Annotated in this window: 30 protein-coding genes; 27 read left to right on the top strand and 3 right to left on the bottom strand. The window is 57.8% G+C overall.

Going from position 1 to position 24,770, the window contains the following annotated elements:
* The first annotated feature begins 383 nt into the window (after positions 1 to 383).
* The 27 genes from ACEW8N_RS11330 (at position 384) to ACEW8N_RS11200 (ending at position 20,560) form a co-directional block, all read left to right on the top strand.
* Positions 384 to 563: a hypothetical protein gene (locus ACEW8N_RS11330; protein WP_373499933.1), complete on the top strand. Its 180-nt coding sequence runs from the start codon at positions 384 to 386 to the stop codon at positions 561 to 563.
* Between the two features lie 130 nt (positions 564 to 693).
* Entirely contained in the window at positions 694 to 1,068 is a 375-nt protein-coding gene (locus tag ACEW8N_RS11325) for a thioredoxin family protein (RefSeq protein ID WP_373499932.1), read from the top strand.
* A 49-nt stretch (positions 1,069 to 1,117) separates the two neighbouring features.
* Positions 1,118 to 1,537: a thioredoxin family protein gene (locus ACEW8N_RS11320; protein ID WP_373499931.1), complete on the top strand. Its 420-nt coding sequence runs from the start codon at positions 1,118 to 1,120 to the stop codon at positions 1,535 to 1,537.
* Between the two features lie 100 nt (positions 1,538 to 1,637).
* Positions 1,638 to 2,345 (top strand): cytochrome c biogenesis CcdA family protein, encoded by a 708-nt coding sequence (locus ACEW8N_RS11315; RefSeq protein ID WP_373499930.1) that lies wholly within the window; start codon positions 1,638 to 1,640, stop codon positions 2,343 to 2,345.
* Between the two features lie 56 nt (positions 2,346 to 2,401).
* Complete coding sequence (locus ACEW8N_RS11310) at positions 2,402 to 2,626, top strand: hypothetical protein (protein WP_373499929.1); 225 nt, start codon at positions 2,402 to 2,404, stop codon at positions 2,624 to 2,626.
* Between the two features lie 60 nt (positions 2,627 to 2,686).
* Positions 2,687 to 3,112, top strand: coding sequence for a hypothetical protein (locus ACEW8N_RS11305; protein WP_373499928.1), 426 nt, complete (start codon positions 2,687 to 2,689; stop codon positions 3,110 to 3,112).
* Positions 3,113 to 3,223: 111 nt separating this feature from the next.
* Complete coding sequence (locus tag ACEW8N_RS11300; RefSeq protein ID WP_373499927.1) at positions 3,224 to 3,406, top strand: hypothetical protein; 183 nt, start codon at positions 3,224 to 3,226, stop codon at positions 3,404 to 3,406.
* An 83-nt stretch (positions 3,407 to 3,489) separates the two neighbouring features.
* Entirely contained in the window at positions 3,490 to 3,642 is a 153-nt protein-coding gene (locus tag ACEW8N_RS11295) for a hypothetical protein (RefSeq protein WP_373499926.1), read from the top strand.
* 171 nt (positions 3,643 to 3,813) lie between these two features.
* Entirely contained in the window at positions 3,814 to 4,914 is a 1,101-nt protein-coding gene (locus tag ACEW8N_RS11290; RefSeq protein ID WP_373499925.1) for a hypothetical protein, read from the top strand.
* A gap of 841 nt (positions 4,915 to 5,755) precedes the next feature.
* The gene (locus tag ACEW8N_RS11285; RefSeq protein WP_373499924.1) at positions 5,756 to 6,403 is read left to right on the top strand and encodes a tetratricopeptide repeat protein; all 648 of its coding nucleotides are present in this window, start codon (positions 5,756 to 5,758) and stop codon (positions 6,401 to 6,403) included.
* On the top strand, positions 6,400 to 7,782 hold the full coding sequence (locus ACEW8N_RS11280; protein ID WP_373499923.1) for a cytochrome c biogenesis protein ResB: 1,383 nt from the start codon (positions 6,400 to 6,402) through the stop codon (positions 7,780 to 7,782). The genes ACEW8N_RS11285 and ACEW8N_RS11280 overlap by 4 nt, the downstream gene beginning before the upstream one ends.
* Complete coding sequence (gene ccsB / locus ACEW8N_RS11275; RefSeq protein ID WP_373499922.1) at positions 7,775 to 8,611, top strand: c-type cytochrome biogenesis protein CcsB; 837 nt, start codon at positions 7,775 to 7,777, stop codon at positions 8,609 to 8,611. The genes ACEW8N_RS11280 and ccsB overlap by 8 nt, the downstream gene beginning before the upstream one ends.
* Positions 8,612 to 8,618: 7 nt before the next feature.
* Positions 8,619 to 9,017 carry a hypothetical protein gene (locus ACEW8N_RS11270; protein WP_373499921.1) on the top strand — a complete coding sequence of 133 codons (399 nt, stop codon included), beginning with the start codon at positions 8,619 to 8,621 and terminating at the stop codon, positions 9,015 to 9,017.
* A 3-nt stretch (positions 9,018 to 9,020) separates the two neighbouring features.
* Positions 9,021 to 9,521 (top strand): rhodanese-like domain-containing protein, encoded by a 501-nt coding sequence (locus ACEW8N_RS11265; RefSeq protein WP_373499920.1) that lies wholly within the window; start codon positions 9,021 to 9,023, stop codon positions 9,519 to 9,521.
* A gap of 4 nt (positions 9,522 to 9,525) precedes the next feature.
* Positions 9,526 to 11,058 (top strand): cation diffusion facilitator family transporter, encoded by a 1,533-nt coding sequence (locus tag ACEW8N_RS11260; RefSeq protein WP_373499919.1) that lies wholly within the window; start codon positions 9,526 to 9,528, stop codon positions 11,056 to 11,058.
* 53 nt (positions 11,059 to 11,111) lie between these two features.
* Positions 11,112 to 12,398 (top strand): ACR3 family arsenite efflux transporter, encoded by a 1,287-nt coding sequence (arsB, locus tag ACEW8N_RS11255; RefSeq protein WP_373499918.1) that lies wholly within the window; start codon positions 11,112 to 11,114, stop codon positions 12,396 to 12,398.
* Positions 12,399 to 12,441: 43 nt separating this feature from the next.
* Positions 12,442 to 13,011, top strand: coding sequence for a universal stress protein (locus ACEW8N_RS11250; RefSeq protein ID WP_373499917.1), 570 nt, complete (start codon positions 12,442 to 12,444; stop codon positions 13,009 to 13,011).
* A 69-nt stretch (positions 13,012 to 13,080) separates the two neighbouring features.
* Positions 13,081 to 14,496 carry a F0F1 ATP synthase subunit beta gene (gene atpD / locus ACEW8N_RS11245; RefSeq protein ID WP_373499916.1) on the top strand — a complete coding sequence of 472 codons (1,416 nt, stop codon included), beginning with the start codon at positions 13,081 to 13,083 and terminating at the stop codon, positions 14,494 to 14,496.
* A 36-nt stretch (positions 14,497 to 14,532) separates the two neighbouring features.
* Complete coding sequence (locus tag ACEW8N_RS11240; RefSeq protein WP_373499915.1) at positions 14,533 to 14,919, top strand: F0F1 ATP synthase subunit epsilon; 387 nt, start codon at positions 14,533 to 14,535, stop codon at positions 14,917 to 14,919.
* Complete coding sequence (locus ACEW8N_RS11235; protein WP_373499914.1) at positions 14,912 to 15,238, top strand: AtpZ/AtpI family protein; 327 nt, start codon at positions 14,912 to 14,914, stop codon at positions 15,236 to 15,238. The genes ACEW8N_RS11240 and ACEW8N_RS11235 overlap by 8 nt, the downstream gene beginning before the upstream one ends.
* A complete protein-coding gene (locus tag ACEW8N_RS11230; RefSeq protein WP_373499913.1) occupies positions 15,225 to 15,539 on the top strand; it encodes an ATP synthase subunit I in 315 nt (104 codons plus the stop codon). Before ACEW8N_RS11235 ends, ACEW8N_RS11230 begins: the two co-directional genes overlap by 14 nt.
* 10 nt (positions 15,540 to 15,549) lie before the next feature.
* Complete coding sequence (locus ACEW8N_RS11225) at positions 15,550 to 16,233, top strand: F0F1 ATP synthase subunit A (RefSeq protein WP_373499912.1); 684 nt, start codon at positions 15,550 to 15,552, stop codon at positions 16,231 to 16,233.
* A gap of 14 nt (positions 16,234 to 16,247) precedes the next feature.
* Positions 16,248 to 16,526 carry a F0F1 ATP synthase subunit C gene (locus tag ACEW8N_RS11220; protein WP_373499911.1) on the top strand — a complete coding sequence of 93 codons (279 nt, stop codon included), beginning with the start codon at positions 16,248 to 16,250 and terminating at the stop codon, positions 16,524 to 16,526.
* A 2-nt stretch (positions 16,527 to 16,528) separates the two neighbouring features.
* Positions 16,529 to 17,284: a hypothetical protein gene (locus ACEW8N_RS11215; protein WP_373499910.1), complete on the top strand. Its 756-nt coding sequence runs from the start codon at positions 16,529 to 16,531 to the stop codon at positions 17,282 to 17,284.
* Positions 17,281 to 18,909 carry an alternate F1F0 ATPase, F1 subunit alpha gene (locus ACEW8N_RS11210; protein ID WP_373499909.1) on the top strand — a complete coding sequence of 543 codons (1,629 nt, stop codon included), beginning with the start codon at positions 17,281 to 17,283 and terminating at the stop codon, positions 18,907 to 18,909. The genes ACEW8N_RS11215 and ACEW8N_RS11210 overlap by 4 nt, the downstream gene beginning before the upstream one ends.
* Positions 18,872 to 19,690 (top strand): F0F1 ATP synthase subunit gamma, encoded by an 819-nt coding sequence (locus ACEW8N_RS11205; protein ID WP_373499908.1) that lies wholly within the window; start codon positions 18,872 to 18,874, stop codon positions 19,688 to 19,690. The genes ACEW8N_RS11210 and ACEW8N_RS11205 overlap by 38 nt, the downstream gene beginning before the upstream one ends.
* 285 nt (positions 19,691 to 19,975) lie before the next feature.
* A complete protein-coding gene (locus ACEW8N_RS11200; RefSeq protein ID WP_373499907.1) occupies positions 19,976 to 20,560 on the top strand; it encodes a hypothetical protein in 585 nt (194 codons plus the stop codon).
* Between the two features lie 86 nt (positions 20,561 to 20,646).
* Here ACEW8N_RS11200 and ACEW8N_RS11195 read toward each other — a convergent pair whose 3' ends face one another.
* From ACEW8N_RS11195 to ACEW8N_RS11185, 3 genes are all read right to left on the bottom strand, one after another.
* Positions 20,647 to 22,245 (bottom strand): peptide chain release factor 3, encoded by a 1,599-nt coding sequence (locus ACEW8N_RS11195; protein WP_373499906.1) that lies wholly within the window; start codon positions 22,243 to 22,245, stop codon positions 20,647 to 20,649.
* Between the two features lie 423 nt (positions 22,246 to 22,668).
* The gene (locus ACEW8N_RS11190; RefSeq protein ID WP_373499905.1) at positions 22,669 to 23,631 is read right to left on the bottom strand and encodes a sulfite exporter TauE/SafE family protein; all 963 of its coding nucleotides are present in this window, start codon (positions 23,629 to 23,631) and stop codon (positions 22,669 to 22,671) included.
* Between the two features lie 257 nt (positions 23,632 to 23,888).
* Positions 23,889 to 24,563, bottom strand: coding sequence for a molecular chaperone (locus ACEW8N_RS11185; protein ID WP_373499904.1), 675 nt, complete (start codon positions 24,561 to 24,563; stop codon positions 23,889 to 23,891).
* Positions 24,564 to 24,770 lie beyond the last annotated feature (207 nt).

Here is a 24,770-nt window from a genome sequence, read left to right as displayed (position 1 = left end):
GCATTCCTTTTGGAAAAAAGGCAGATGCGGCGGCTCTCGAACCGCAAAAAATCGCTTCCCATCATGCCGAATTTCATTTATATACCCCCGTATGATCGAGTATTCGCCGATTCTCCATGGAAACCATCCAGCGGTGCCGAGGAATGATGCCGGTGTTGCCTGAAATCCAAGCCACCTCCACATTTTTTCGCAAAGCCGTCCTTTCAAAATGGCTCGCATGGTGTCTGGCTGCATACATTGGTGTTCTTTCCGGATATATGGCCGCCATGCCGTGCCAAAAAAAGACGCCGTGTCGTCACGGCAAGCCGGGAGTGCAACAAACCTGCCCGGCGGAATCCTCTGGTCGCCATATCAACCCCTGCAAATTGGCAAAGGCGGCTGCGGTGTCCACGGCCGGCCTCGATGCCAAACTCTTCCCCAAAATCGAACTGTCCGATATCGATCCGTTTTCGCCCCTATGTGATCCCGCAGCGGCCTCATGGGTCGCCATGGTGTCCCGGTATCGGGATGCCCATGCATCCTCCCCTCCCCTGTTCCTTCTCAAGGAATCCTTTCTCTGCTAGACGCCCCGGCCTTTCTCAACCGCTGCCGATTCTGAATCGAACACCTATTTTTTAAAATAGATTCAAGTTGTTGTGTCACAGATGGCTTTTATAATAAATAGAATAACCTATTATCCGGAGATTGAAAAACATGAATCAGATCCTCAAGCCGGCCTGCATTGCCTTTATCTGCCTTGGAATCTTTCTGGGCGTTGCCGCTGCAGATGCCGCCCCGGAGGTTCCCGTCAAGGGCATGGTCACCATGATCGACCTCGGGGCAACCGAATGCATTCCCTGCAAGATGATGGCCCCGATTCTGGACAAGTTGAAAAAAACCTATGACGGCCGGGCCGCCATTGTCTTCATCGATGTATGGCAAGATCAAAGCCAGGCGAAAAAATACGGACTGAGAGCCATTCCGACCCAGATCTTCTTCGACGACAACGGCCGGGAGGTTACCCGCCACATCGGCTTCATGAGCGAAGAGGCCATTGTCGATCAATTGAAAAAAATGGGTGTCAACTGAACCCGGCGGCCATGGATTGGATCGCCGCAACAAGAACTTGGAGTAAAAGATGAAGAACAAAAAGATCCAGATGGGCGTGCTGGCCGTCATCGTGGCCCTGGCCGCCTTCGGTGTGTGGAAATATCAGTTCGAACAGAAACCGGCCGGGGCGGCAACCCTTCATTCCGGCGGAATCCCGGAGGTCCCGGTCAACGGCATGGTCACCATGCTGGACCTCGGGGCAACCGAATGCATTCCCTGCAAGATGATGGCCCCGATCCTGGCGGAACTGGAAAAGAAATATGACGGAAAGGCCGCGATTCTCTTTATCGATGTCTGGAAGCATCCGGAACAGGCTCAGAAATTCGGAATCCGATCCATTCCGACCCAGATCTTCTATGATGCCCGGGGCAAAGAAATGTTTCGGCACGTCGGCTTTATGGACAAGAAGAGCATTGAGAGCAAGCTCAAAGAACTGAGCGCCGGATGACGCCGGGGTTCCGGGAGACGCTCTCTTGACCCAACCATTGAACATCCAATGTAACTTTCGGTAACGTTGAAACGATTGAATCGACAAGGAGAACACACCCATGTTGGAAAACTTTTTTCTGACGGTCAATCAATGGATGACCGGCGGCATTGCCATTGCGGCCGCCGGCTGTTTTCTGTGGGGGATGATCAGCATTCTGCTCTCCCCCTGCCACATGGCCTCCATTCCCCTGATTGTCAGCTATGTGGCCGGACAGCATCGTACCCTGAGCCCCCGGCAGGGCGCCAAGTACGCCGTGGCCTTCACCACGGGCCTTTTCATCACCATCGCCATGGTGGGCATCATCTGCTCCCTGCTGGGCCGGATGCTGGGCGAGATCGGTTCCTACTGGACCATTCTGGTCGGGGCGATTCTCATCTGGGTAGCGCTGGGGATGATGGGCGTTTCCGCCTGCTCCATGTCGGGCGGCCTCATGGGAAAATTCAAACTCAAAGGCATTTTCGGCGCCTTTGTCCTGGGATTGGCCTACGGGCTGCTTTCCGGCTCCTGCACCTTCGGATTCATCGCGCCGATCCTGGCCTTCATCACCATCCAGAAACAGGTCGCCGTCGGGATCTTCTACATCGTGATCTTCGGGATCGGCCACTGCATCCCCATCGCCGTGGCCGGCAGCTCCACGGCAATGGTGCAGCGGCTCCTGGAAAACAGCAGCTTCCAGCAGGGCAGCCTGTGGTTCCGGAAGGCGGCCGGGGTCGCCATCGGGCTCTTCGGGATCTATTTCATTGTAAATCCGTTTATCGGGGCGTGACGGCGTTTCGAACCTTCATTAGCATTCAACATGAAAAATCATAAGGAAGAGAAACCATGAAACTCACCAAAAAGATGGTGCCGGCGATATGCGGCATCCTGGTCCTTGCGGCGGCAGCGCTCTGCGGGGATGCAACAGCGGGTAAAGGCCCGGCCGCACTTGTATCGGAGCGGGTCCATACGTTCGAACCGGTCCCCGACGGAACCGAGGTTGTTTATGATTTTGTGCTGCGAAACATCGGCGACGAGGTTCTTTTCATTGAAAAACTCAAATCCGGCTGAGGCTGCACCGCGGCTTCCAGCGAGAAGCAGGTCCCTCCGGGCGGAGAGACGAAGATCACGGTGAGGGTATCCACCAAAGCATACGGCGGCAGGACCATCACGGAGACGGTTTCGATTCAAACCAACGATACGTCTCAACCGCATCTGAATGTGACGCTGACGGGTTTTGTCGAGAAGATCGTGGACATCAGCCCCAATCGGGCGATGCTGGTGGGTGAGGCCGGAAAACCGCTGACGAGGCAGATCCGGATCACTCCCCAGAAAGGCTATCCCATGAAGATCCTGAACACCCGCGCCAAATCCGGGGAGTTCATCAAATTGCGTCTCGAGGAAGTAAAGGCATCCGGCGACACCTCGTATCTTCTCCATATCGAGAACCTGAAACAGGAAAAAGGCCGGTACAACGACATGGTCTTCATCGAGACGGACAATCCCAAACTTCCACAGATACAGCTTTATGTTATCGGAAATATTGTTGAAAAATAATGTGATCCGAAATGAATGCCATTGACAACCTGATGCCAAGGGCGCAGTCGAGGCGTGTGCCCGGGGTTCTGTCCGGAAACCAATCCCGGGGACACGGATGCGCACGGCGACATGCTCAAGCCCATGGCGGTGGCCGCCATGGGTGGTTTGTCACTGGGCATTTTCGTGGCCCTCTTTTTACTGCCGTGCCTCTACTTGGTGTTCACGCGCGAAAAGGCGACATCCCCTGAGGCATTTCAACCCTGCATCCCGGAAAAGGCAACGCTGCGAGAGGCGACCGCGGAGCGGTTTTGACCTTTGACGATACCGGCCACCTTCACCCTTGAAGGCAGAGGCCAACTATCTCGAGAACAACATTTCAGATGGGATGGCTACCGATGATTTTGAACCTGACTGAACAGGAACTCATGCAGATGAAGTCCGCGGTGCTGGATGCGGACGGCGAGGAAGCCCTCCGCCTTCTCAAGGAATTCATCAAACGACTGCAGCAGCAGAAACAGGCCGGAATGAAATCGCATCTGGACGGATAAACAGGGACATGTTGACCGCCATGCGGAAGACCGGGGCAGGAATTGACGGACTGGTCGGGCTTGCCGAATCCCTGCGCGGAGACAATGCACGCGAGTTGGTCGATTCATTGAAGTCGAAATAACATCTTTTCCAGGGACGCTGCTCGTCAGCCTTCCCATCCACGAGGGGTTATGAAATTTACGCAATCCTTTTCATGTCTGCTCTCTTTATGTCTGCTGTCGGGTCTGGTGATCCTCTCCTCCTCCACGAGTGCCGGGGCAGCAGCCGACCTGCCGGATCTCGTCATCCTCTACACCGGCGACGGGCGCGGGAACATCGAGCCCAGCGGATGCTGCTCCAAGATCGGCGGGATGGCCCGCCGGGCGACGAAAATAAAAGAATTCAGGGAATTGTACAAAAACGTCATCCTTGCGGACAGCGGCGATTTCCTTTGGAAAAGAAATGGGGACATGCTCCATCCCCTTCAAGTGGAACATGTCCGCAAAGCCTTCACGGCCATCGGGTATGATGCCGTCAACATCGGGGACGGCGAGATCACTTCCGGAGAAACCTTTATCAAACACTTCAGAACCGATTCCGCCATGCCGCTCGTCAGTTCGAATGTTACGCTGGCAAAGGATGCCGAACGCGCCTGGCATCCCTATATCATCAGAGAATCCGGGAAAGTTAAAACTGCCATCATCGGACTGAGTTCCCCCGACCTGGTGCAAAGCAACCCGGACGGCCTTTTCGCCGTATCCGATCCCATCGGGACCCTGGAAAAACTTCTCCCGGAAATCAGCGCAAAAGCCGATATTATTGTTCTGCTGTCCCATCTCGGCTGGGAAAAGAGCAAGCAGGTGGTCGAGCGTTTCCCGATGATCGATATCGTCGTCGTCGGCCATGATTCCTATCCCACGTTCTCTTCTGAAACCATCGGAAAAACGCTCATGGTCAAGAATGCCGCCGGCGGCGGATTACTGGGGGTTGTGGAGATCTGGACAGGTGCATCGAACCTTCCGGTAAAGATGGAAAGCCGATTGGAGGTGCTTGTTGAAAAGATCCAGCCGTTGCCCGAATATGCAAAACTGGAACAGGATTACCGGGGCCGGGTCTTTGCGTATAAACGTAGACCGCAACCGGATCAAACCTCGCGGGATGACGGAAAATATCTTAAAATGACCCCTGAGCAATTCATGGAAGAAATGAAAAAGGAAAACCGGGTATTGTCCATGGATGAATTCATGAAGAAAAACAAAATCAAAGGGTTTCCCCAGGCAGGCAAACCGTGAGGACTCGCATGAAAACAGTGGCATGACCTTTTGAGAAATAGAAAAAATTGTTTTTCTACATGTTGATGCAGGAATCAATGAACAAGTAAAAGCTGATCAGGATTACAGATTCCAAATGATACCCTTCCGAATATCGATTTTGAAATTGCATTTTCCAGACCGGAGAAATATAGTTTAAGAGCTAAATGAAAAAAGGGGTTGGGATTCACAGAATGTCGAGAGTACTGATTGTCATGTTGCTGCTGCTGGGTTCGTCCCCGGGGCAGGGGTGGGCCGCCGTGGCGGCCTGCGCCTGTTTTACGACGTGTCATGACATCAACGCTCCGCATCAGAATTCAGTCCCGCACAATTCAGCACGCTGCAAAATGGGGTCCTGTGGGCCTCACGGCGACCGGTCGTTGACCCGGGAGAACTCCTCCGAAGCCCGGAATGAAAGAAGGCTTTCCGGCAAACCTTGGGCAGGCATTTCCCATCCGATAACCGCACCGGTGGAAGCATCCTCCGTTTTCATCAGAAGCGCCGCTTCACTTTTTTCACACCCCTATCCGGAGGCATCGCCGCCACCCTTCATGATCAAATGCTCCTTTCTGTGTTGAAAACCTTTTTCCCAAACATGCGTTAGCCATATGGCATGCCCGATATCCACACGAAAGGCCCCCGGGCGGCCGTGGATCGTCACGGACTCTGTTGAACCGTGGATAAAATCGGGCGTTTGACGACAAACCCCGGCCGAGTTGAGCTTCGAACTGGACCATCAAGAAATTCATGGTAAGAGGCACCTGCTTCGGCCTCATCCCGTTGTTCGGGAAGATATTTTCAGTGGAGAAGGAGTTTTTTGGATATGACTGATGAACATAAAAAAAAGTCGGCAAATGCACTCGATGACAAGTCTTCAACCGTCAGCCGCCAAACGGCCGTCGTACTGTCATTGTCCGCGCTGCTGGTCGGTTTTCTTGCGGGTACGATATTCGGCGTGATGAAAACAAGCCCCCTGTCCGGCGGATCCTCAAATGTTTCCCAAACGGCTATCGGTAAACAGCCGCCCATAGAGATGTTCCAGGCCCTGGAAGCCGAGGCGGCCAAGAATCCCCAAACCGCCGAGGTCTGGACGCAACTGGGCAATGCCTATTTCGACGCCGACCAATATGGAAAGGCCATTGTCGCCTATGAAAAATCACTGGCCATTGACCCGGCCAACCCCAATGTATGGACCGACCTGGGGGTTATGTACCGCCTGGACAAACAGCCTGAAAAAGCGGTGGAGATGTTCAGCAAAGCCATGGCCCTGGATCCGAAGCATGAGGTTTCCAGAATGAACAAGGGCATTGTTCTCCTGTATGACCTCCAAGACGAACCGGGGGCTGTCGAGGCTTGGGAGGCGCTGCTGGAAATCAACCCTCTGGCGACCTTTGGCGACGGACAGACGGTGGATGAGCGGGTCCGGCATTACAAAGAGGGGCACGATAACAAAGAGGAAGGCCAGAAATGACGAAATCCACCAAGAAAGCATCTGTTTTAGACCCGGCTTGGCGGTTTCTGGCATCCGTTCGTCTGACGATTGCCCTGCTCCTCCTCCTGGCCGCCACCTCGGCCATCGGCACCCTGATTCCCCAGGGAGGAAGCCCGGCCGACTATATCCGGCAGTATGGAGAGATCGGATATCGGCTGGCGTATGTGTTCGACCTGTTCGATATGTACCACTCCTGGTGGTTCCGCGGCCTCATGGTATTGCTGACCGCCAATATCGTCGTCTGCACCCTGCAACGCTTTCCGGCAGTCTGGAGGATTGTTTTTGCCGGAACCCCCAAGATGTCCCCGCCGCCCTCCGGGCAACCTCACGCTTCGGAATTCATCGATTCCCGCCGGCCTGAAGCGCTGAAACCCCTGTACGAAAAATGCATCGGCAGCCGGTTTCGCAGGTTTCGCACCCATCCCATTGAAAACGGGTACCGGATTGTTGCGGAAAAAGGGCGGTGGACCCGGCTGGGAGTTACCGGGGTCCATCTGAGCATTGTGGTTCTGCTGGTCGGCGCTTTGATCGGTTCACTCTTCGGGTTTGACGGAACTGTCAACATCGCGGAGGGTGAACGTGTGGATCGGGTCCGGCTGCAAAACAGCAATGCCGTCATTCCCCTGGGTTTTGAAATTTTATGCGAGGATTTTGAGGTCAGTTTTTATGATTCGGGAGCGCCCAAAGAATACCGGTCCCGTTTGCACATCATGGAAAACGGCCGGTCGGTCATGCAGAAAGATATTATTGTCAATGACCCGCTGCGCTACAAAGGCATCAATCTCTTCCAATCCAGCTACGGCAGCATACCGCCCAAAGAGCTGACACTCGGTTTCACCCGACGGGATTCCGGAGAGCTCTTCCGCACCAGGGTCGCCGTCGGCGGCCGGGTGGATCTGCCGGAACCGGGTCATCAATTTTACCTCAGGGAAATACGGGATAGTTTCCGCATTCGAAATATGGATGTGGGGGAAACAGCCCTTGGCGTCATGACCCTCCCGGGAGACGAATCCGTGGAGGTCGCCCTGCCCATGCGGTTTCCGACCTACGACAAGATGCGCAAAGGCGAATGGGTGATTTCGGTGGCGGATCACGAACACGCTTATTACACCGGGCTACAGGTCACCCGCGATCCGGGTGTTCCCTTGGTGTATGCCGGGTTTATCTTATTGATCATAGGTTGTTACGTCGCCTTTTTCATGGCCCATCAGAAGGTGGCGGTTGAAGTTGTCAAAAGCCCTCACAGCAGCACCGTGCGGGTCTATGGTTCCAGTAATCGGAACCTCGTCGGTTTTGAAACCACCCTGAAAAAAATCGCCGCCGACCTGAATCGGCAAAAAGGAGGCGTTCATGAATAGTTCTCTCATACTTTCGATTACAACCTTTGTCTATGGGGCGGCCGCCTTCCTGTATATCGCGGCATGGGTGTTCCATAAAGAAGGGTTGGGGCGCATTGCATTCTGGACCGCCATCGCCGGTGTCATCGGTAATATTGCGGGATTCGGGATTCGGTGGGTCGAGACCTATCAATTGGGCGTCGGCCATGCGCCGCTGTCCAATCTGTATGAATCACTGGTTTTCTTTTCCCTGGCCATTGCCGTGCTGTATCTGGTCGTGGAAAAAAAATACGGCCACCGCACCATCGGGGCTTTTGCCATGCCCCTGGCTTTTCTGGCCATGGCCTATGCATCCCTGTCGCCCAACATCAGCGACCAAATCCAGCCCCTTCTGCCCGCCCTCAAAAGCAACTGGCTGATCGCACACGTCATCACCTGTTTTATCGGATATGCGGCCTTCGCCGTGGCCTTCGGCCTCAGTTTGATGTTTCTCGTAAGAAGAGAACGCAAACCTCCCGGATCTTCCGGGTCGAAAATGCCGTCCTCACGGGATTTGGATGAACTGACCCACCAGATGGTGATGCTGGGATTTCTCTTTTTGACCACCGGCATCATCACCGGAGCGGTATGGGCCAATTCCGCCTGGGGCCGCTACTGGGGCTGGGACCCCAAGGAGACCTGGTCGCTCATCACCTGGTTCATTTATGCCACCCTGCTCCATGCGCGCCTGATGCGCGGATGGAAAGGCCGACGGGCGGCGATTTTTTCCATAGTCGGGTTCGGCGCCGTGCTGTTCACCTACTTCGGCGTCAACCTGCTGCCCGGCCTTCACAGCTATGGGAGTATGTAAGTTATCCATGAGCATCCGCTGGAAAATGTTCCGGCGGATGCTGGACCGAAACGGCGTAATCCTCTGGTCCATCACCGCCATCGTGAGTATCCTGGCGCTCTTTATGTCGGGAAAGGTGACGGCGCAGACAGGCGTTCAACGAGATGACCGGGGCGTTGAAAACGCAGATGGCCGTGCAAAGCGCTATGGCGGCGGCCCGGGAGATTCAACAGAACCCGCTGCCTTGCCGGACCCCCCAATCACGGGTCTGGATATCGCGGGCAAAAGCATTTATTGTGACGCCACTGGTGCTGATTACATTATCGGAGTGTTTAATATCGTCATGATAATGCCTCGGAGTCCCTTTGGGAATCCGCATGCACGCATTATCGTTCCCGGAAAGTATCCATTGAAAACAAGGAGTTGATCCGTGGGTCCAACAATAAACCTCGCAGTAAAATCCGCCCTCTGGCAGGTGCCCGCCCTCGTGGCGCTGGCCGTTCTTCTGGCCGTCGGCGTCAACCTCTGGCGGTCCGACGGTATCCCCCTTGTCGGCGACTGGTCGGCGGATGCCCGGTTTTCCGATGATGCCGGAAAGAGCCTGGTCATTTCCCTGGACGAGGCCCGCGGGCTGTTTGCGCGGAGGGACGTCCTTTTTGTGGATGCGAGGCCGGAGAGCGAGTATGCCGAAGGACATATCCAGGGCGCCCTGAGCATTCCCTCCCAGGAAGCGGACGACTATTTCATGGAGGCGGCAGACCGGCTTTCGGCGGCGAAGGCGATTATCACCTATTGCGACGGGGAGAACTGCGAGCTGAGCCATGACCTGGCCCTGTTTCTGAAAGAGATGGGCGTTGAAAACGTCCGCGTGCTGGTCAACGGCTGGACCGTCTGGCACGAGGCGGGGTTGCCGACGGAAGGGGGGTATTGAGACCATGGCCGAGGAAAACCGGAAACAACCGGACGCGCATCCCGAATGCTGCATTCATGCCGAGCCCGGGGAACAAACCGCCGGCTGCGGCGGTTCAGGGCACCACCATCACGGACCGGCGCCGGTGGATACCAGCGGCCCGCGGCTTCTGGCGACCCTTGCCCTGAATCTTCTCATTCCAGTGGCCCAGGTCGTCGGCGGCGTGATGGCCAACTCGGTGGCTTTGATTTCGGACGCGGTCCACAATTTCAGCGATTTCACGGCCGTGCTGATCTCCTACATCGCCTATCGCATCGGTCGCAGGGGCGCCACAGCCGCCAACACCTTCGGCTATCGCCGGGCTGAAATCATGGCGGCCCTGATCAACGTGCTGCTGCTCACCGGCGCTTCGGGCGTCATTCTGTACCATGCCGTCAACCGATTTTTTCACCCTCAGGCGGTCAGCGGGGTTGTGGTGATGGTTTTGGCCGGGGTCGGCGTGGTCGGTAACGGGCTGTCGGCCTGGCTGCTGCACCGGGATGCATCCCACAACCTCAACGTACGCGGCGCGTTTCTGCACATGCTGGGCGACCTCCTGACCTCCGTGGTGGTCCTCATCAACGGCGCCCTGCTCATGTTTTATCCCTGGTACTGGCTCGACCCGCTGATGTCGGTGCTCATCGTCGCTTTTATCCTGAAAAACGGGTGGGGCCTCTTCAAGGCATCCACGGCCGTGCTCATGAACGCCACCCCCGCCCATATCGATCTGGAAACCGTCCGCCGGTTCCTGGCGGATCTTCCCGGCGTTTTGGGCGTGCATTACCTGCATGTCTGGCAGGTGTCTTCCAGCAGCACCGCCTTTTCCTGTCACGTGGTGGTGCCGGACCAGCCGGTCAGCCGCACCGCGCACCTGTCCGATCGTATGCGGCGGGAGCTGCTGAACCATTTCCACATCGACCACCCGGTCCTGCAATTTGAGACGGAAGACTGCGGTCAGGGCGGAATGCTGTGCGAAATGTCCTGCAACGGCTACATCTGTAAGGCGCCGGATCCGCCGAAAGGCGAAAACGCCGCTCATCCGCTTCAATCTTCACGGAGGCAGACCATGATCTTCAGAGTGCTGCGTCTTCTGCTGGGCGCTGTTTTTCTCTATGCCAGTTACGACAAGATCCTGAACCCCGAAGCCTTTGCCAAAGCCGTCTACAATTACCAGATCCTTCCGGACGCCGCCGTCAACCTGGCGGCGCTCGCGCTCCCCTGGCTGGAGCTGCTGCTGGGGGTGTGCCTGATCGCCGGGGTCTGGCTGCCGGGGGCGACGATGATCAGCACAGGTCTCATGACCATCTTTATCGGGGCCCTGGCATTCAATCTGATGCGGGGGCTGGACATCCATTGCGGCTGCTTTTCCACCGAAGCCACCGAAGGCCCGGCAGATATATGGACGGTGTTGCGGGATGTTGGGTTTCTGGCGGTGTCGTTCTGGCTGACCCTGCATGTGTTTTTCTTCCGGCGGAAGTCCTCCGGATTATCCGACTCCGAACGCACTGTCCTGACATAGCAAAATAATAATAAGTACTTATTCTATATTCTACAAACAAGGAGCGAAGAAACATGGACACCGACGCCACTGTATCCAATGAACGCAAAATGACCAGCGTGTTCGAACGCTACCTGACCCTGTGGGTTTTTCTCTGCATCATTGCAGGCATCCTCCTGGGAAAAGTCGCCCCGGGATTGGCCCGGTACCTGGACGGTCTGGCGATTTATGTGAAAGGCGCGCCGGTCGTCTCGATACCCATCGCGATCTGCCTGTTTTTCATGATGTATCCGATCATGGTCAAGATCGACTTCGGGTCGGTCATCCAGGCGGGCAAAAGCGGCAAGCCGGTTTTTTTGACCCTGTTCGTCAACTGGTGCATCAAACCTTTTACCATGTACGGCATCGCCCTGTTTTTTCTGGGGACCCTGTTTTACGGATTCATCGGGCCGGAAGCCGTGGACCTCGTCAAGATGCCCTTCGGATTGGACCTCCCGGTGAACGCGACCCATGGCGCCGGAACGGTCGTGCTCGTGAACGGGGTCAAAATGCTGGAAATCCCCCTGTGGCGAAGCTACCTGGCCGGCTGCATCCTTCTGGGCATTGCCCCTTGCACGGCCATGGTGCTGGTCTGGGGATACCTTTCCCGCGGCAACGACGGGCTGACCCTGGTGATGGTGGCCATCAACTCGCTGACCATGCTGGTGCTCTACGGGGTCCTGGGCGGCTTTCTGCTGGGCGTCGGTCGGCTGCCGGTTCCGTGGCAGGCCCTGCTGCTCTCGATCCTGATTTATGTGGCGCTGCCGCTGGTGGCCGGCTACCTGTCCCGCCGGTGGCTTATCGCAGCCAAGGGGGAAGCGTGGTTCAAGGAAAAGTTTCTCCATGTGCTCACGCCGGTGACGATCATCGCCCTGCTGATCACCCTGGTGCTGCTCTTTTCCTTCAAGGGCGAGGTGATCATCGAAAACCCTTTAACCATCGTGTGGATCGCCATTCCGCTGTTCCTCCAGACCATGCTGATTTTCATCATCGGCTACGGCCTGGCCAGAAAATTGAAGCTGTCCTATGAAGATGCGGCGCCGGCGGCCATGATCGGCGCATCCAATCATTTCGAGGTGGCCATCGCAACAGCCACGATGCTTTTCGGCCTCTCCTCCGGGGCCGCCCTGGCCACGGTCGTCGGCGTGCTCATCGAGGTCCCGGTGATGCTCATGCTGGTCAAGATTTGTCTCAATACCCAGCACTGGTTCAAGGATTACCTGGGCGGCAAGACCGTGCCAGAAGCGCTGGCCGATATTTTGACGCGTCTGAATTTGATTCAGAAACAACTGGACCGGTTGGACCGCCGGAAACAGGGTTGAAGGATACCGCCGGGACAATTCCAAACCAGCCAAGAGGTGCCTCATGACCTTTTATAAACCCGAAATCAAGCGGATTCTCTTTGCCACCGATCTTTCCGAAAACGCCGGCCGTGCCTTCGGGTATGCGGCCAGTATGGCGGATGCCCACGGTGCCACCGTTACCATCCTGCATGTGCTGGAAAAAATACCCCCCAAGGCCGAGTTGATGGTGATATTGTTCGAAGGCTATGAAAGCCGGGAGGACCTTCAGAAAAAGACCGAGGCGGAGATTCTCGATCAGACGAAATCCTTCCTTGAAGGTTACTGCGCCGCGTTTGAGGGCAAGTTTCCGGCCTGCCCCCTCATGGTCGACGCCGTGGTCGTGGAGACGGGCGACCCGGTCAAGCGCATTCTGCACCATGCCCATCACGGCGGATATGACGCGGTGGTGATGGGCAGCCGGGGGTTCGGCCTGATCCAGGGCATATGGATGGGCAGCACCTCCCGGGGCGTGCTCCGGCAGTGCAAGGTCCCGGTCTTCATCGTGCCGCCGGAGCAGAAGGACGAGCAGAGTTCCGGCCCGAACCGGTATGACGATCCGAATCGTGTTGACAGGGTTGATGGCGGATCGTAAAAAATAATCGGGATAGATGACGAATCCCATCCTGTCTATTTTGACGGCGCGCTGAAAAAAGGTAACCGGATGACGGCGACGATAAAAGATTCACTGCAGCCGGAACCCGACCGGAAATATGTCGGTGAGATCTCTGCGGTTCGCGGCAGCGTGGTCGACATCTCCTCCACGGAGCCCGTGCCGCCCATCAACACCCTGTTCCGGGCCGGCGAAAACGACGGCATCTTCATCGAGGCGGCGCTGCACCTGGATGAGCACACCTTTCGGGGAATCGCCCTCACCGGAACGGCGGGGCTGTCGCGCGGAGATCCGGTATGGAGCGACGGGGAGCCGCTCAAGGTGCCCGTGGGCAAATCCCTCCTCAGCCGCATGTTCAACGTCTTCGGCATGCCGATCGACGGCATCGAACCTCCGAAAGACATCACGCTTCGGTCCATTCACCATCGGCCCATCGACCTGGCGAAACGCGTCACGACCGAAGCAATCTTTCACACCGGCATCAAGGCCATCGACCTCCTGGTCCCTTTGGAGCGCGGCGGGAAGGCAGGTCTGTTCGGGGGCGCCGGGGTCGGGAAAACCGTGGTGATCACGGAGCTCATCCACAACACGGTCGGTAAGCACAAGGGCATGAGCATCTTCTGCGGGATCGGGGAGCGGTGCCGCGAAGGTGAGGAGCTCTACCGGGAAATGAGCGCAGCCGGCGTCCTCAAGAACACCGTCATGGTGTTCGGCCAGATGAATGAACCCCCGGGCGCAAGGTTCAGGGTGGGGCATGCGGCCCTGACCATGGCCGAATATTTTCGGGATGATCTCGACCAGGATGTGCTGCTGCTCATCGACAACATCTTCCGGTTTATCCAGGCGGGATCGGAACTGTCCGGGCTTCTGGGTCGCCTTCCCTCCCGGATGGGGTATCAACCGACACTGGCGACCGAACTGGCCGAGCTGGAAGAGCGGATCGCCAGCACGCGGACGGCCGCCATCACGTCCATTCAGGCGGTGTATGTCCCTGCCGACGATCTCACGGATCCTTCCGCCGTTCACACCTTTTCCCATCTGTCGGCATCCATTGTTCTTTCCCGAAAACGGGCCGGCGAAGGCTTTTACCCGGCCATGGACCCGCTACAGTCCCGCTCCGCCATGCTGCAGCCGAAAATTGTAGGAAAGAAACATTATGACGTGGCCAGGGAGGTCATCAAGACCCTGGCAGGTTATGAGGAGCTGAAGGACATCATCGCCATGCTGGGGCTCGAGGAACTCTCCAGGGAAGACCGGCGGATCGTGTCCAGGGCCAGACGCCTGGAGCGGTTTTTGACCCAGCCTTTTTTTACCACCGGGCAATTTACCGGACTTCAGGGCCGCATGGTGGATATCGAAGACACCGTGTCGGGGTGCTCGCGCATCCTCAATGATGAATTCTCCGAATTCCCCGAGCAGTCGATGTATATGATCGGTTCGATAGAGGAGGCAAGAACCGGAAAATGAGAATTGGCCGGAAAATGAGAATTGGATGGATGACCCATGAAATTGACTATCTATCAGCCTTCTGAGATTTTCCTGGAGGAGGAAGTCGCCAAGGTCAAGGCCGAGAGCCCGGCGGGGTGTTTCACCCTTCTGCCCCGCCACATCGACATGGCCACAGCCCTGGTTCCAGGAATACTCTCCTATGAAACGCCGGGCGGCAGGGAAGGTTTTGCGGCCGTAAACGGCGGCATCCTGATAAAGCAGGGGGACCAGGTGGCCGTCGCTACGCAAATGGGTGTTCAGGGGGAGCTGGGAAGCCTGAAAAAGTCCGTTGAAATCATGATCCGCGAGGTGGACGAAAAAGAACGCAAGACGCGGGCCGCAGTGGCCAGGCTGGAGGCGGATTTCGTCAGGCGATTTATGGAGTTCCGTAAAAATGGCTGAAGACCCGAACCGTAAATCAGGGGCTTTTCTCGACGAGGTGGATCTGCGGGAAAAACGGAAACTCCGCGCGCGCCGCAAAAAAACCGGCGATGGCCTGTTCGGCCTGGGGCTGTTCGGGGTGGTGGGTTGGTCCGTGGCCGTTCCCATGGTATTGGGCATGTTTGGGGGCGTTTGGATCGACCTGAAATGGCCGGGTCCGCCCTCATGGACCCTCATGCTGCTGTTGATCGGCTTGATCATCGGGTGCGTCAACGCCTGGTTCTGGATCTCCCGGCAGCAGCGCATCATCACCGGGGAGCGGGAAAATGACGGGGAATGATCTGCTGCGCTGGGGACTGGCCGCGGCAGCGGGTCTGGGTATCGGGGGCTTTTATTTCTACGGCCTCTGGTGGACCTTAGGCAGACTTGCGGCAAGCAAACACCCAAGGTTTTTGCTGGGCGCCGGCTACCTGGTCCGGGTGTTTGTGGCGATGCTGGGGTTCTGGCTCGTCATTCGAAACGATGTTGTTTCCTTCTTTTTCACCCTGGCGGGATTTTTCCTGGTGCGTGTCGTGTTGACCCGGACGCTCGGCCCCCCTGAAGACAAGCCGGGGAATTTCATCACAAACAGGCAGGCCTGAGGAGGGCGATATGGAGATCAGCCCGGACAGTATCATCTATTGGTCCCGCGGCCCCTTTATCTTGAATGCGACCCTCCTTTTCACCTGGATAATCATGGCGCTTTTGGTTCTGGGCTCATGGCTGGTGACACGAAATCTCGGCACGGATGTTCGCATTTCTTCAAGGCAGAATTTTCTCGAGGCCATCGTGGCGGGTATGGCGCGGCAACTGGACGCGGTGTCGAGAAACAAACCCGAGGGGGTTTTCCCGTTTGTGGGGACATTGTTTCTTTTCATCGCGGTGTCCAACCTGCTTGCGGTGGTCCCCGGCTTCAAGCCGCCCACGGGGTCCCTGTCCACCGGGGCCGCACTGGCGGCCTGCGTGTTTCTGGCGGTGCCCGTCTACGGCGTGTCACAGGTGGGCGCAGGTCCTTATTTTCTGAATTATCTGCGGCCCACGCCATTGATGCTGCCGTTTAACGTCATGGGCGAGTTGAGCCGGACCCTTGCCCTGGCCGTCCGTCTGTTCGGAAACGTGATGAGCGGTTCCATGATCGGCGCGATTTTATTGGTCATCGCCCCCCTGGTTTTTCCGGTGCTCATGCAACTGCTGGGGCTGTTGACGGGAATGGTTCAGGCCTACATTTTTTCCATCCTGGCAACGATTTACATCAGCGCCGGCATGGAGGTCGGGCAGCGGAAGAAAACCTCTTGAAAGGAGAGACGGTTATGGACAACCTGGGATGGGTCGCGGTCACATCCATTGTGACGGCGGGGATGTGCATCGCTATCGGCGGCATCGGCCCGGCCATCGGTGAAGCCCGTGCGCTGGTTCAGGCCTTGAGTTCCATTGCTCAGCAGCCGGACGAAACCGGCACGATCACGCGGACGCTGTTTGTCGGCATGGCCATGGTGGAATCCACGGCGATCTACTGCTTTGTGGTGGCCATGATCCTGATTTTCGCAAATCCCTTCTGGAATTACTTCCTCTCCGGGATCAAGGGGTAATTTTGCTGTTCGATGGGTTTACGGCCCTGGCCCAGGTCCTCAATTTCATCATCCTTGTCTTGCTGCTGAAACGGTTTCTGTACGGCCCCATCCTTCGGGCCATGGCGGAACGGCAGCAGCGGATCGCGGAAGCCATGGACCAGGCAAAGGCCGCTATGAAGGAAGCACGAAAACGATCGGAGAAGCTTTCCGGGGAACGGCAGGCCCTCGCGGCCGCAAAAAACCGCCTGCTGGCCGAGGCCAGGGAAGAGGCCCTCAAATGGCGCCAAAACGCCCTGGAGGAGGTGAAGCGTGAGGTGGATGGGATGCGCCGGTCATGGGAGGAAGGACTTCGTCAGGACCGGGAGGTCTTCCTCAGCCACCTCAAGGTTCAGGTTGCGGATCAGGTCATGCGGATCAGCGCCAAGGTGTTGAGCGACCTTGCCGATGAGCGCCTTGAAAACCGCCTGGTGGAGGTGCTGATGGATCGACTCTCCCGGGAAAAGGCCGGGTTTTCCGCCCATGACCTTTCCGGGGAGGTGACGGTCCAGTGCGGGTTCACCTTGACGGCCTCCCGTAAAGAAGCGCTTTACGGGAAAATCATGGCCGTGTTTCCGACCGCCAAAACCGTTTCCATCGAAAGGAACTCGGAGATAGGCCTTGGCCTGAGACTGGTGGCGGGAGACAAAAAGCTGGAGTGGACCCTGACCCACTATCTACAGGAACTTGAACAAGGCGTGTTAACGGCCCTTTTGCCCTCAGGCCGGGAGATTGAATGACGGAGAACGATCTGGAAAAGGTCTTGAAAGCGATCGCCGGAGCGGTGGATCGAGCGGTTGAGGAAGTGCGGCCGGGCATCCTTCCCAAAGAGATCGGCCGTGTCAAGATGCTGGGACAAGGGATCGCCTGGGCCGAGGGGCTCCCGGGGGTCAAGGCCGAGGAACTTGTCTATATGGGGCCGAATGTCGCAGGTATGGCCCTGGACCTCCTCCCCGACAGGGTGGGGATCATTCTGCTCGGGTCCACCCGGGCATTGCGGGCCGGCAACGAAGTCACGCGCACCGGCGGCGTGCTGGAAATCCCGGTGGGCCCCGATTTTGTCGGCAGGGTCATCGACCCGCTGGGAAACCCCCTGGACGGCAAAGGGCCCGTGAAGAGCATCTCCCGCGCCCCCGTATTCCGGGAGGCGCCCGGCATCCTTGACCGTGCCGCAGTGGAAAAACCGCTTCAGACCGGCCTCAAGGTGGTGGATGCCCTGGTCCCCGTCGGCCGGGGACAGCGGGAGCTGATCCTGGGAGACCGCCAGACGGGAAAGACGTCCCTTGCGGTGGATACCATGATCAACCAGAAAGGCAAGGGCCTGATCTGCATTTACTGCGCCGTCGGCCAGAGAAGCTCGAGCGTCGCCAAGGTGGTGGATGATCTGGAGCGGCACGGGGCCATGAGTTACAGCCTGGCTGTGGTGGCGGAAGGGGATGATCCGCCGGGCCTTCAGTATATCGCACCCTATTCCGCCACGACCCTGGCGGAATATTTCATGCATCAGGGGCGTGATGTGCTGGTCGTTTATGATGATCTGACGCGGCATGCGCTGGCATATCGTCAGCTCTCTCTGCTCCTCCGGCGGCCGCCCGGTCGCGAGGCCTTTCCGGGCGACATTTTTTACATCCACTCCAGGCTCCTGGAAAGGGCCACCCATTTGAAGCCCGAACTGGGCGGCGGTTCCCTGACGGCCCTTCCCATCATCGAGACAGAGGCGGAGAACATGTCCGCCTATATCCCGACAAACCTGATCTCCATCACTGACGGACAGATCTACCTGTCCCCGGGGCTGTTTCACATGGGCTTCCTTCCCGCGGTGGACGTGGGCAAGTCCGTCTCCCGGGTCGGGGGAAAGGCGCAAATCGTCGCATACCGGAAGGTCGCGGGAGATCTGCGGCTTTCCTACACCCAGTTCCAGGAACTGGAATCTTTTGCCCGGTTCGGGACCCGACTCGACGAAGAGACCCGGAAGACGCTGGAACACGGCAGACGGGTCCGGGAAGCGCTCAAGCAGGACCAGTTCAGCCCATTGGCCGAGGCCGAGCAGATCGCCGTCCTTTTGGCCGTGACCCGGGGGCTTCTGGATCATCTGCCGATCGAGGAGATGGGAAAAGCGCAACAGGCCATCCTGGAACAGGTCCGGATGGAACCCGAGGCGATGAAGAGCATACTCGCCGCCCCGGGCGGCGACGATGGCGCTTGGGAAGAACTTCTGTCCCGGCTGAGGGCCGTGGTGACAACCATGGAAGGCGACCATGCAGACATTGGATTCTCTGAGCAAAAAGATCCGGACCGCACACGACCTGCTGGGAGTGGTCAAGACCATGAAAAGCCTGGCAGCCGTAGGCGTCCGGCAATATGAACGTGCGGTCGAATCCCTGGAGGAATACCGTCGCGTCATCGACACGGCCTGGCGGGTTCTCCTGTGCTGCGGGGCCGGCGTCATCCACAAAGGCCCGGCAACGGGCGCCGTATGCATGGTCATTGCTTCGGATCAGGGGATGTGCGGCCAGTTCAACGAATCCATCCTGAACCATGCACTGGCGCAAGTACCCAAACTCTCCGCGGAGGCATCGAAACTCGGTTTCTGGACGTTCGGAGATAAACTGAGAGGGGCATTGTCGGATGCCGGATATGGGGATGAAGGCTGCTTCTCCGCCCCCGGCAGCCTGGCCGCCATCCGCGACCAGGTCCGGGATGTGATTCAACGGATTGAGCTGTGGCGATCGGAACAGGGGATCGAATACTTTTATGTATGCCATAACGTGGTATCCGCCGGGGGCGGCTACCGCCAGACCTGCACTCGGCTGCTTCCCCTGGACAGGGAGTGGGCGCTTGCCCGTGCAAGGGAAAAATGGCCCAACCGATGTATTCCCATGATCGGCCTGCCCGAGGAACTCATGTTCAAACACCTCTTTCGAGAATACCTGTTCGTTTCTTTATTCCGCGCCTTTGCCCAGTCCCTGGCCGGTGAAAACGCGGCCCGGCTCATGGCCATGCAGGCGGCCGAGAAAAACATTCTGGAGCTGACAGAAGGTCTCCAGGCCGGTTTCAGGGAGCTGCGCCAGGCCGCCATCACCGACGAACTACTGGATATCATCTCCGGCTTCGAGGCCTTGAGCGAGGAGAACCACGCCCTGTAACCTGATCATCCGCTTCATATGCCCAGCATCAGCCTGGCCGTGTAAAAGTAAATAAGCAATCCGGTCCATGGCGGGATAGCTTATTCTGAGATTTCCGGGTTCAATTATACTGGGACATAGCACTCAAGACATGGAGCCTGAAAATAAATCTGAATCGAATGATATCAACTTACAACCACCTCGAGGCAAGAAAAAGCAAAGGAGTCGATACATGGACTTGGACTTTAAAGGGCTGGCCAAACATCCTAATCGGCGCCTGACTATTTATTGAAATAGGGGGAAAGAATGTACAAGTATAAGATTATCATGTTATCATTGATAGTTATCTGCGTCGCAGGATTCGGGGCCTTGTGTACGGTAACCAGCATCGCCGATGATGAACGCGGTTTTAGAGGGCATTTTGAGCGAGAGGACCAGCACAGCATACCATTTTTGGAATCCGACAATGAGGGCAATGAAACCGCCGGCCAGATGGCCGCATGGCTTCTGCTCGTGGCGAACCTGCCCGTGGCCTTGAGCCTAATGATAAAAGGGACGAATCGATTCACGCCTCTGCGGGCCGAATTAAAGAAAACACTGGCGAACCTCAACCGGATGCAAAAAAAGGCCCTCATGTGGCTGCATTATTATCTCAATCCGGCGATCCTTGGCATTGCCCTATGGCACTGGCTGTCTTCGCGCTGCAAATCGTCGGCCCTGCCCGAACTTGGGCTGATGGTGATGGTAACCGTCGTCGTTTTGGGCCTTCTCATAAAATTCAAATTGTGCCCCCAAGCCGTTCGCAAGTATGCTTATCAAATTCACACGCAACCGGTGATTTTTCTTGCCATGTTTCTGGTTTTGACGGTCGGACATCTAATCGTCGATTAACCTCGACTTGCGATAAGGGGAAATTAGTATCCCCTTGCATAACCGGCATCAACCGGAAAGGTGACGATCGATTTTTTTTCCCCCTGTCACTGATGCTCGCGGGTTTTCGTGAAGGTGACCTCCGGCCATCGCTCCGCCACGAATTCGATCCGCCATTCCCCATCGGCCAGGAAGGTGAGGTTCCCCTCCGCGTCCAGGGCCAGGTGGGTCTGGTTCGCCCGTTCAAAGTCCGCCAGCCGTTTCCGGTCGTCGCAGCTCACCCAGCGGGAGGCGACATAATTCACGTGCTCGTAAACGGCGTCCACGCCATACTCGGCCTTGAGCCGCGCCATGGTGACGTCGAACTGCAGGATACCCACCGCCCCCAGGATGAGGTCGCTTCCCATGAGGGGACGGAACAACTGCACCGCCCCCTCCTCCACGAGCTGCGTCAGGCCCTTGCGGAGCTGCTTGGACTTCATCGGGGATTTGAGCTGCACGCGGCGGAAATGCTCCGGGGCAAAATTCGGAATGCCGGTGAAGCTGAGGGGCTCCTTTTCCGAAAAGGTGTCGCCGATCCGGATGGTGCCGTGGTTGTGGATGCCGATGATGTCGCCGGGCCAGGCCTCCTCGACGGCGGTCCGATCCTGGGCCATGAACATGATGGGATTGCCGATCTGGATATCCTTATCGATGCGGTGGTGGCGCACCCGCATCCCCCGCTGGAAGCGTCCCGAGCAGACGCGGAGGAAGGCGAGCCGGTCGCGGTGGGCCGGGTCCATGTTGGCCTGGATCTTGAACACAAAGCCGGAGAACGGGGCCTCGTCGGGAAAGACCGTTCGGGTCGTGGTCGGCCGGGGCAGCGGGGCCGGGGCGATCTCCACAAAGGTGTCGAGGAGCTCGCGCACCCCGAAGCTGTTGATGGCGCTGCCGAAGAAGACCGGGGTCTGGCTTCCCTTGAGAAACTCCTGGAGATCGAACGGATTGGCCGCCCCCGAGAGCAGCGCGATGTCCTCGCGCAGTTCGTCGGCCTGGCTGCCCAGAATCTCGTCCAGGAGCGGATCGTCAAGGTCCCGGATGGTGACGGCATCGTCGGGCAGGCGCTCCCGGCCGGGCGTGAAGAGGGTCAACTCCCCGCGGTGGATGTTGTACGTCCCCTTGAACCGCTTTCCCATGCCGATGGGCCAGGAGAGCGGCGCGCATTCGATCTGCAGGGTCTCCTCGATATCGCCCAGGATGTCCAGGGGCGTCATGCCTTCCCGGTCGAGCTTGTTGACAAAGGTCAGGATGGGGGTGTTGCGCATGCGGCAGACCTCCATCAGCTTTCGGGTCTGGGTCTCGACCCCCTTGACGCTGTCGATGACCATGACCGCGCTGTCCACGGCCGTAAGCACCCGGTAGGTATCCTCGGAAAAATCCTGGTGTCCGGGGGTGTCCAGGAGGTTGATCTCGAAATCGCGGTAGTCGAACTTCATGACCGAGCTGGTCACCGAGATGCCGCGCTCCTGTTCGATGGCCATCCAGTCGCTGGTGGCGTGGCGGCTGGCCTTGCGGGCCTTGACCGATCCGGCCATTTGGATGGCGCCGCCGAAGAGCAGCATTTTCTCGGTGAGCGTGGTCTTGCCGGCGTCCGGGTGGCTGATGATGCCGAAGGTGCGGCGGCGTTCGATTTCCCGGGTTGACGAGGTATCGGAAAGGGTGTTCATGGTGTCGGTTCTCTTCCCGCCCCGCGAAACGGACTGTCGCGGCGGCGATCTGTCTCGGCCCGAACGATATGATGCGCTTGTGCAACCGTTGGATCGACGAAAATGTTCTTATTGGAAAAAGGGCGTCGGAGATGCACCGGGGATACGGCAGCGGATTCCCGCCCCATTTTTCCCGGATGAAATGATCTTCCTCAGGGCGGTGTCAGGCTGGAAAGTGAATTGCTCGCTACAGGCTTTCCCGCGGGGAGGCCCGTCGCTGCAATCGGTGATGTGAAGATGATGCGTATGGAAAAAAGGTTCATGGCCCGGTGAAAATAAACGTTGTGATGGAATATGTCAACCCAAACCCGAATCCGGCCTCTTGCAATGGTTCGGATCATCGCCCGTCCCCGGGCGGGCGTCCGCCGGGCCGGGGGGTGCGCACTACCATCCAAAAAAGGCGGCGACATATTTCAGAGCGGTAAAAACGAGGATGCCGGCCAGCATCCATTTGATCCCCTTTGCCGGGACGAATTTCTGGCATCGTGCGCCAAGGTACATCCCCGCCATTCCGCCCGCGCCGAACAGCACCCCCAGCAGCCAGTCGGGCGCCACGGACATATTTGGGTACAGCGGGGCAATGGCCTGATAGAAAGCCACCCCGGCCACCGACGTGACGAAGGTTCCCATCAGGGCGGCCCCGGCCACGGTATAAACCGGCAGCCCGAAAAAAGTGACAAAAAACGGGGCGATGATGGACCCCCCGCCGATGCCGTAAATTCCGCCGACAATCCCGACAATGAAACTGAGGGTACAGATGCCCCAGAAGGAAACGTCAAAGCGTTCATCGTAGAAGGTATAGCCCAGACGTTTCAAATTGAAGTGGGTCACTTTGACGACCGGCAGGGGTGTGTGGTCGGATCTTTCTGAATCGTCGGTTTTCGAGCGATGACGCCGCACCATCTCCTGAAACCGCCGTTCACTGTCGGCTTTGCCGGCGCCGCCCGAGTTCTTCTTGAGCAGGTCCCTGGACATCTTCAGCCCGATATAGAGCAGGACGGCGGAAGCAAACAGCTTGAAATTTTTCGGATCGGGCAGATAGGCCACCCGGACCACGGCGCCGATGAACACCCCGGGGAGGGTACCCGCGATCACGACCCAGGTGAGGGGCCACACCATCCGCCCCTCGCGCCAGTAGCGGTAAACGCCGCTGGGGATGGCCACGATGTTGAAAAGCTGGTTGGTCGCGCTGACCGAGGGGTTCGTGTATCCCAGAAAGGACATCTGAAACGGCAGCAGCAGAAAGGCGCCCGAAACGCCGGCCATGGAGGTGAAGAACGAGATGACGAACGCGACCAGGGGGGGAATCCATGGGGCGACTTCGATGCCTGCGGTGTGAAAGAACATGGCGGCCTCCTGTGGCGCGCTGCGGGAAAGCGCCGATGACATTGTAAGCACGAAAATAAATATTTTCGTGTTACTCTATCAGGAAACCCCTCCCGGCGTCAAGCGCATTCCGTGTGCTGCTCTGTAGGGCGGATATGTTGAAAAAAGGGGGATGAAGCGCGGCCGGTCTATTTCTCCAGGGGCAGGCAACCGTTGAACAGGCGTGCAAAGAAACCGCCTCTGATGCGCCGACGGTATTCCAGGAAAGCCAGAGGGGTCTACCCGGGATCGGACCCGCAAGCCGCTTCTAGTTCCGCGGGGTCGGGCAGGAGGGCGATCTCTTCGGTGATGAAGGTCCGCGCGGCCGAAGCCAGGCGGCGGTAATAATTGGCGTGGGTGAATTCGATCACCTTGTCGGCAAAGGCGGGAAGCCAGGCCCCGATGTGCGCCGTCAGGAAACCCCGCTGGCGGCGGATGCTGTCCAGCAGCATCGCTTCATCGGCGGCTTCGATGGCGCCGAGGCCCTGACGGATCAGCACCTGCATGAATTCCAGTTCCGCGCAGACGTGATCCGGCGCCTCCCTGAAGTCCGGCGACAGATCCATCCCCATGCTCCGGTAGTGGTCCAGCGCGTCCTGAGTGGAATATCCCATCAGGATGCGCGCTTTTTCCAGATAAACCGACCCGAACGGGGGGGCGGGCGCCAGGAAAGGCCCCAGGAAGAGCCGGGTATATTCGACCTGGAGCTCGCTGAAGGGCGGCTCGGCAGCACCGCTGTCGACCATCCGAAAGGCGTCTTCCCGCGCATCGGAACCGAGGGACGCCAGCGCCGATGCAAGCTGCCGGAGAACCTCCGGCAGGCCCGGGGCCGGCAGTCGAAACGCATCGGCAAACATGCGGTACGCAAGGGATCTTGCGGTTTCCTGCGCTTTCAACTGATCTTCCATCTCCATTGGTCGATTCTCCCCGCGTTTCAGGATGAAAGGCGCGCCCTGTCTCTTTCCCTCGCCGGTCTTACAGGTGTAGATTTTTTCGTTAAATTCCCAGAATTTTCCCGCGGAGATTTACCGAGGGAAAAAGGGCTCGGCGTGAGCCGAGCCCTTTTTTGAGAGGCAGACAGCAGTCTACCGCACCGGGCTATCCCTTGGCGCCGGAGTCCC

Origin of the sequence: Desulfococcus sp., from assembly GCF_041737845.1 — a bacterium.
GTDB lineage: Bacteria > Desulfobacterota > Desulfobacteria > Desulfobacterales > Desulfococcaceae > Desulfococcus.
Note: the sequence above shows the minus strand (reverse complement) of the source record. Positions and strands in the feature narration are given on the sequence as shown.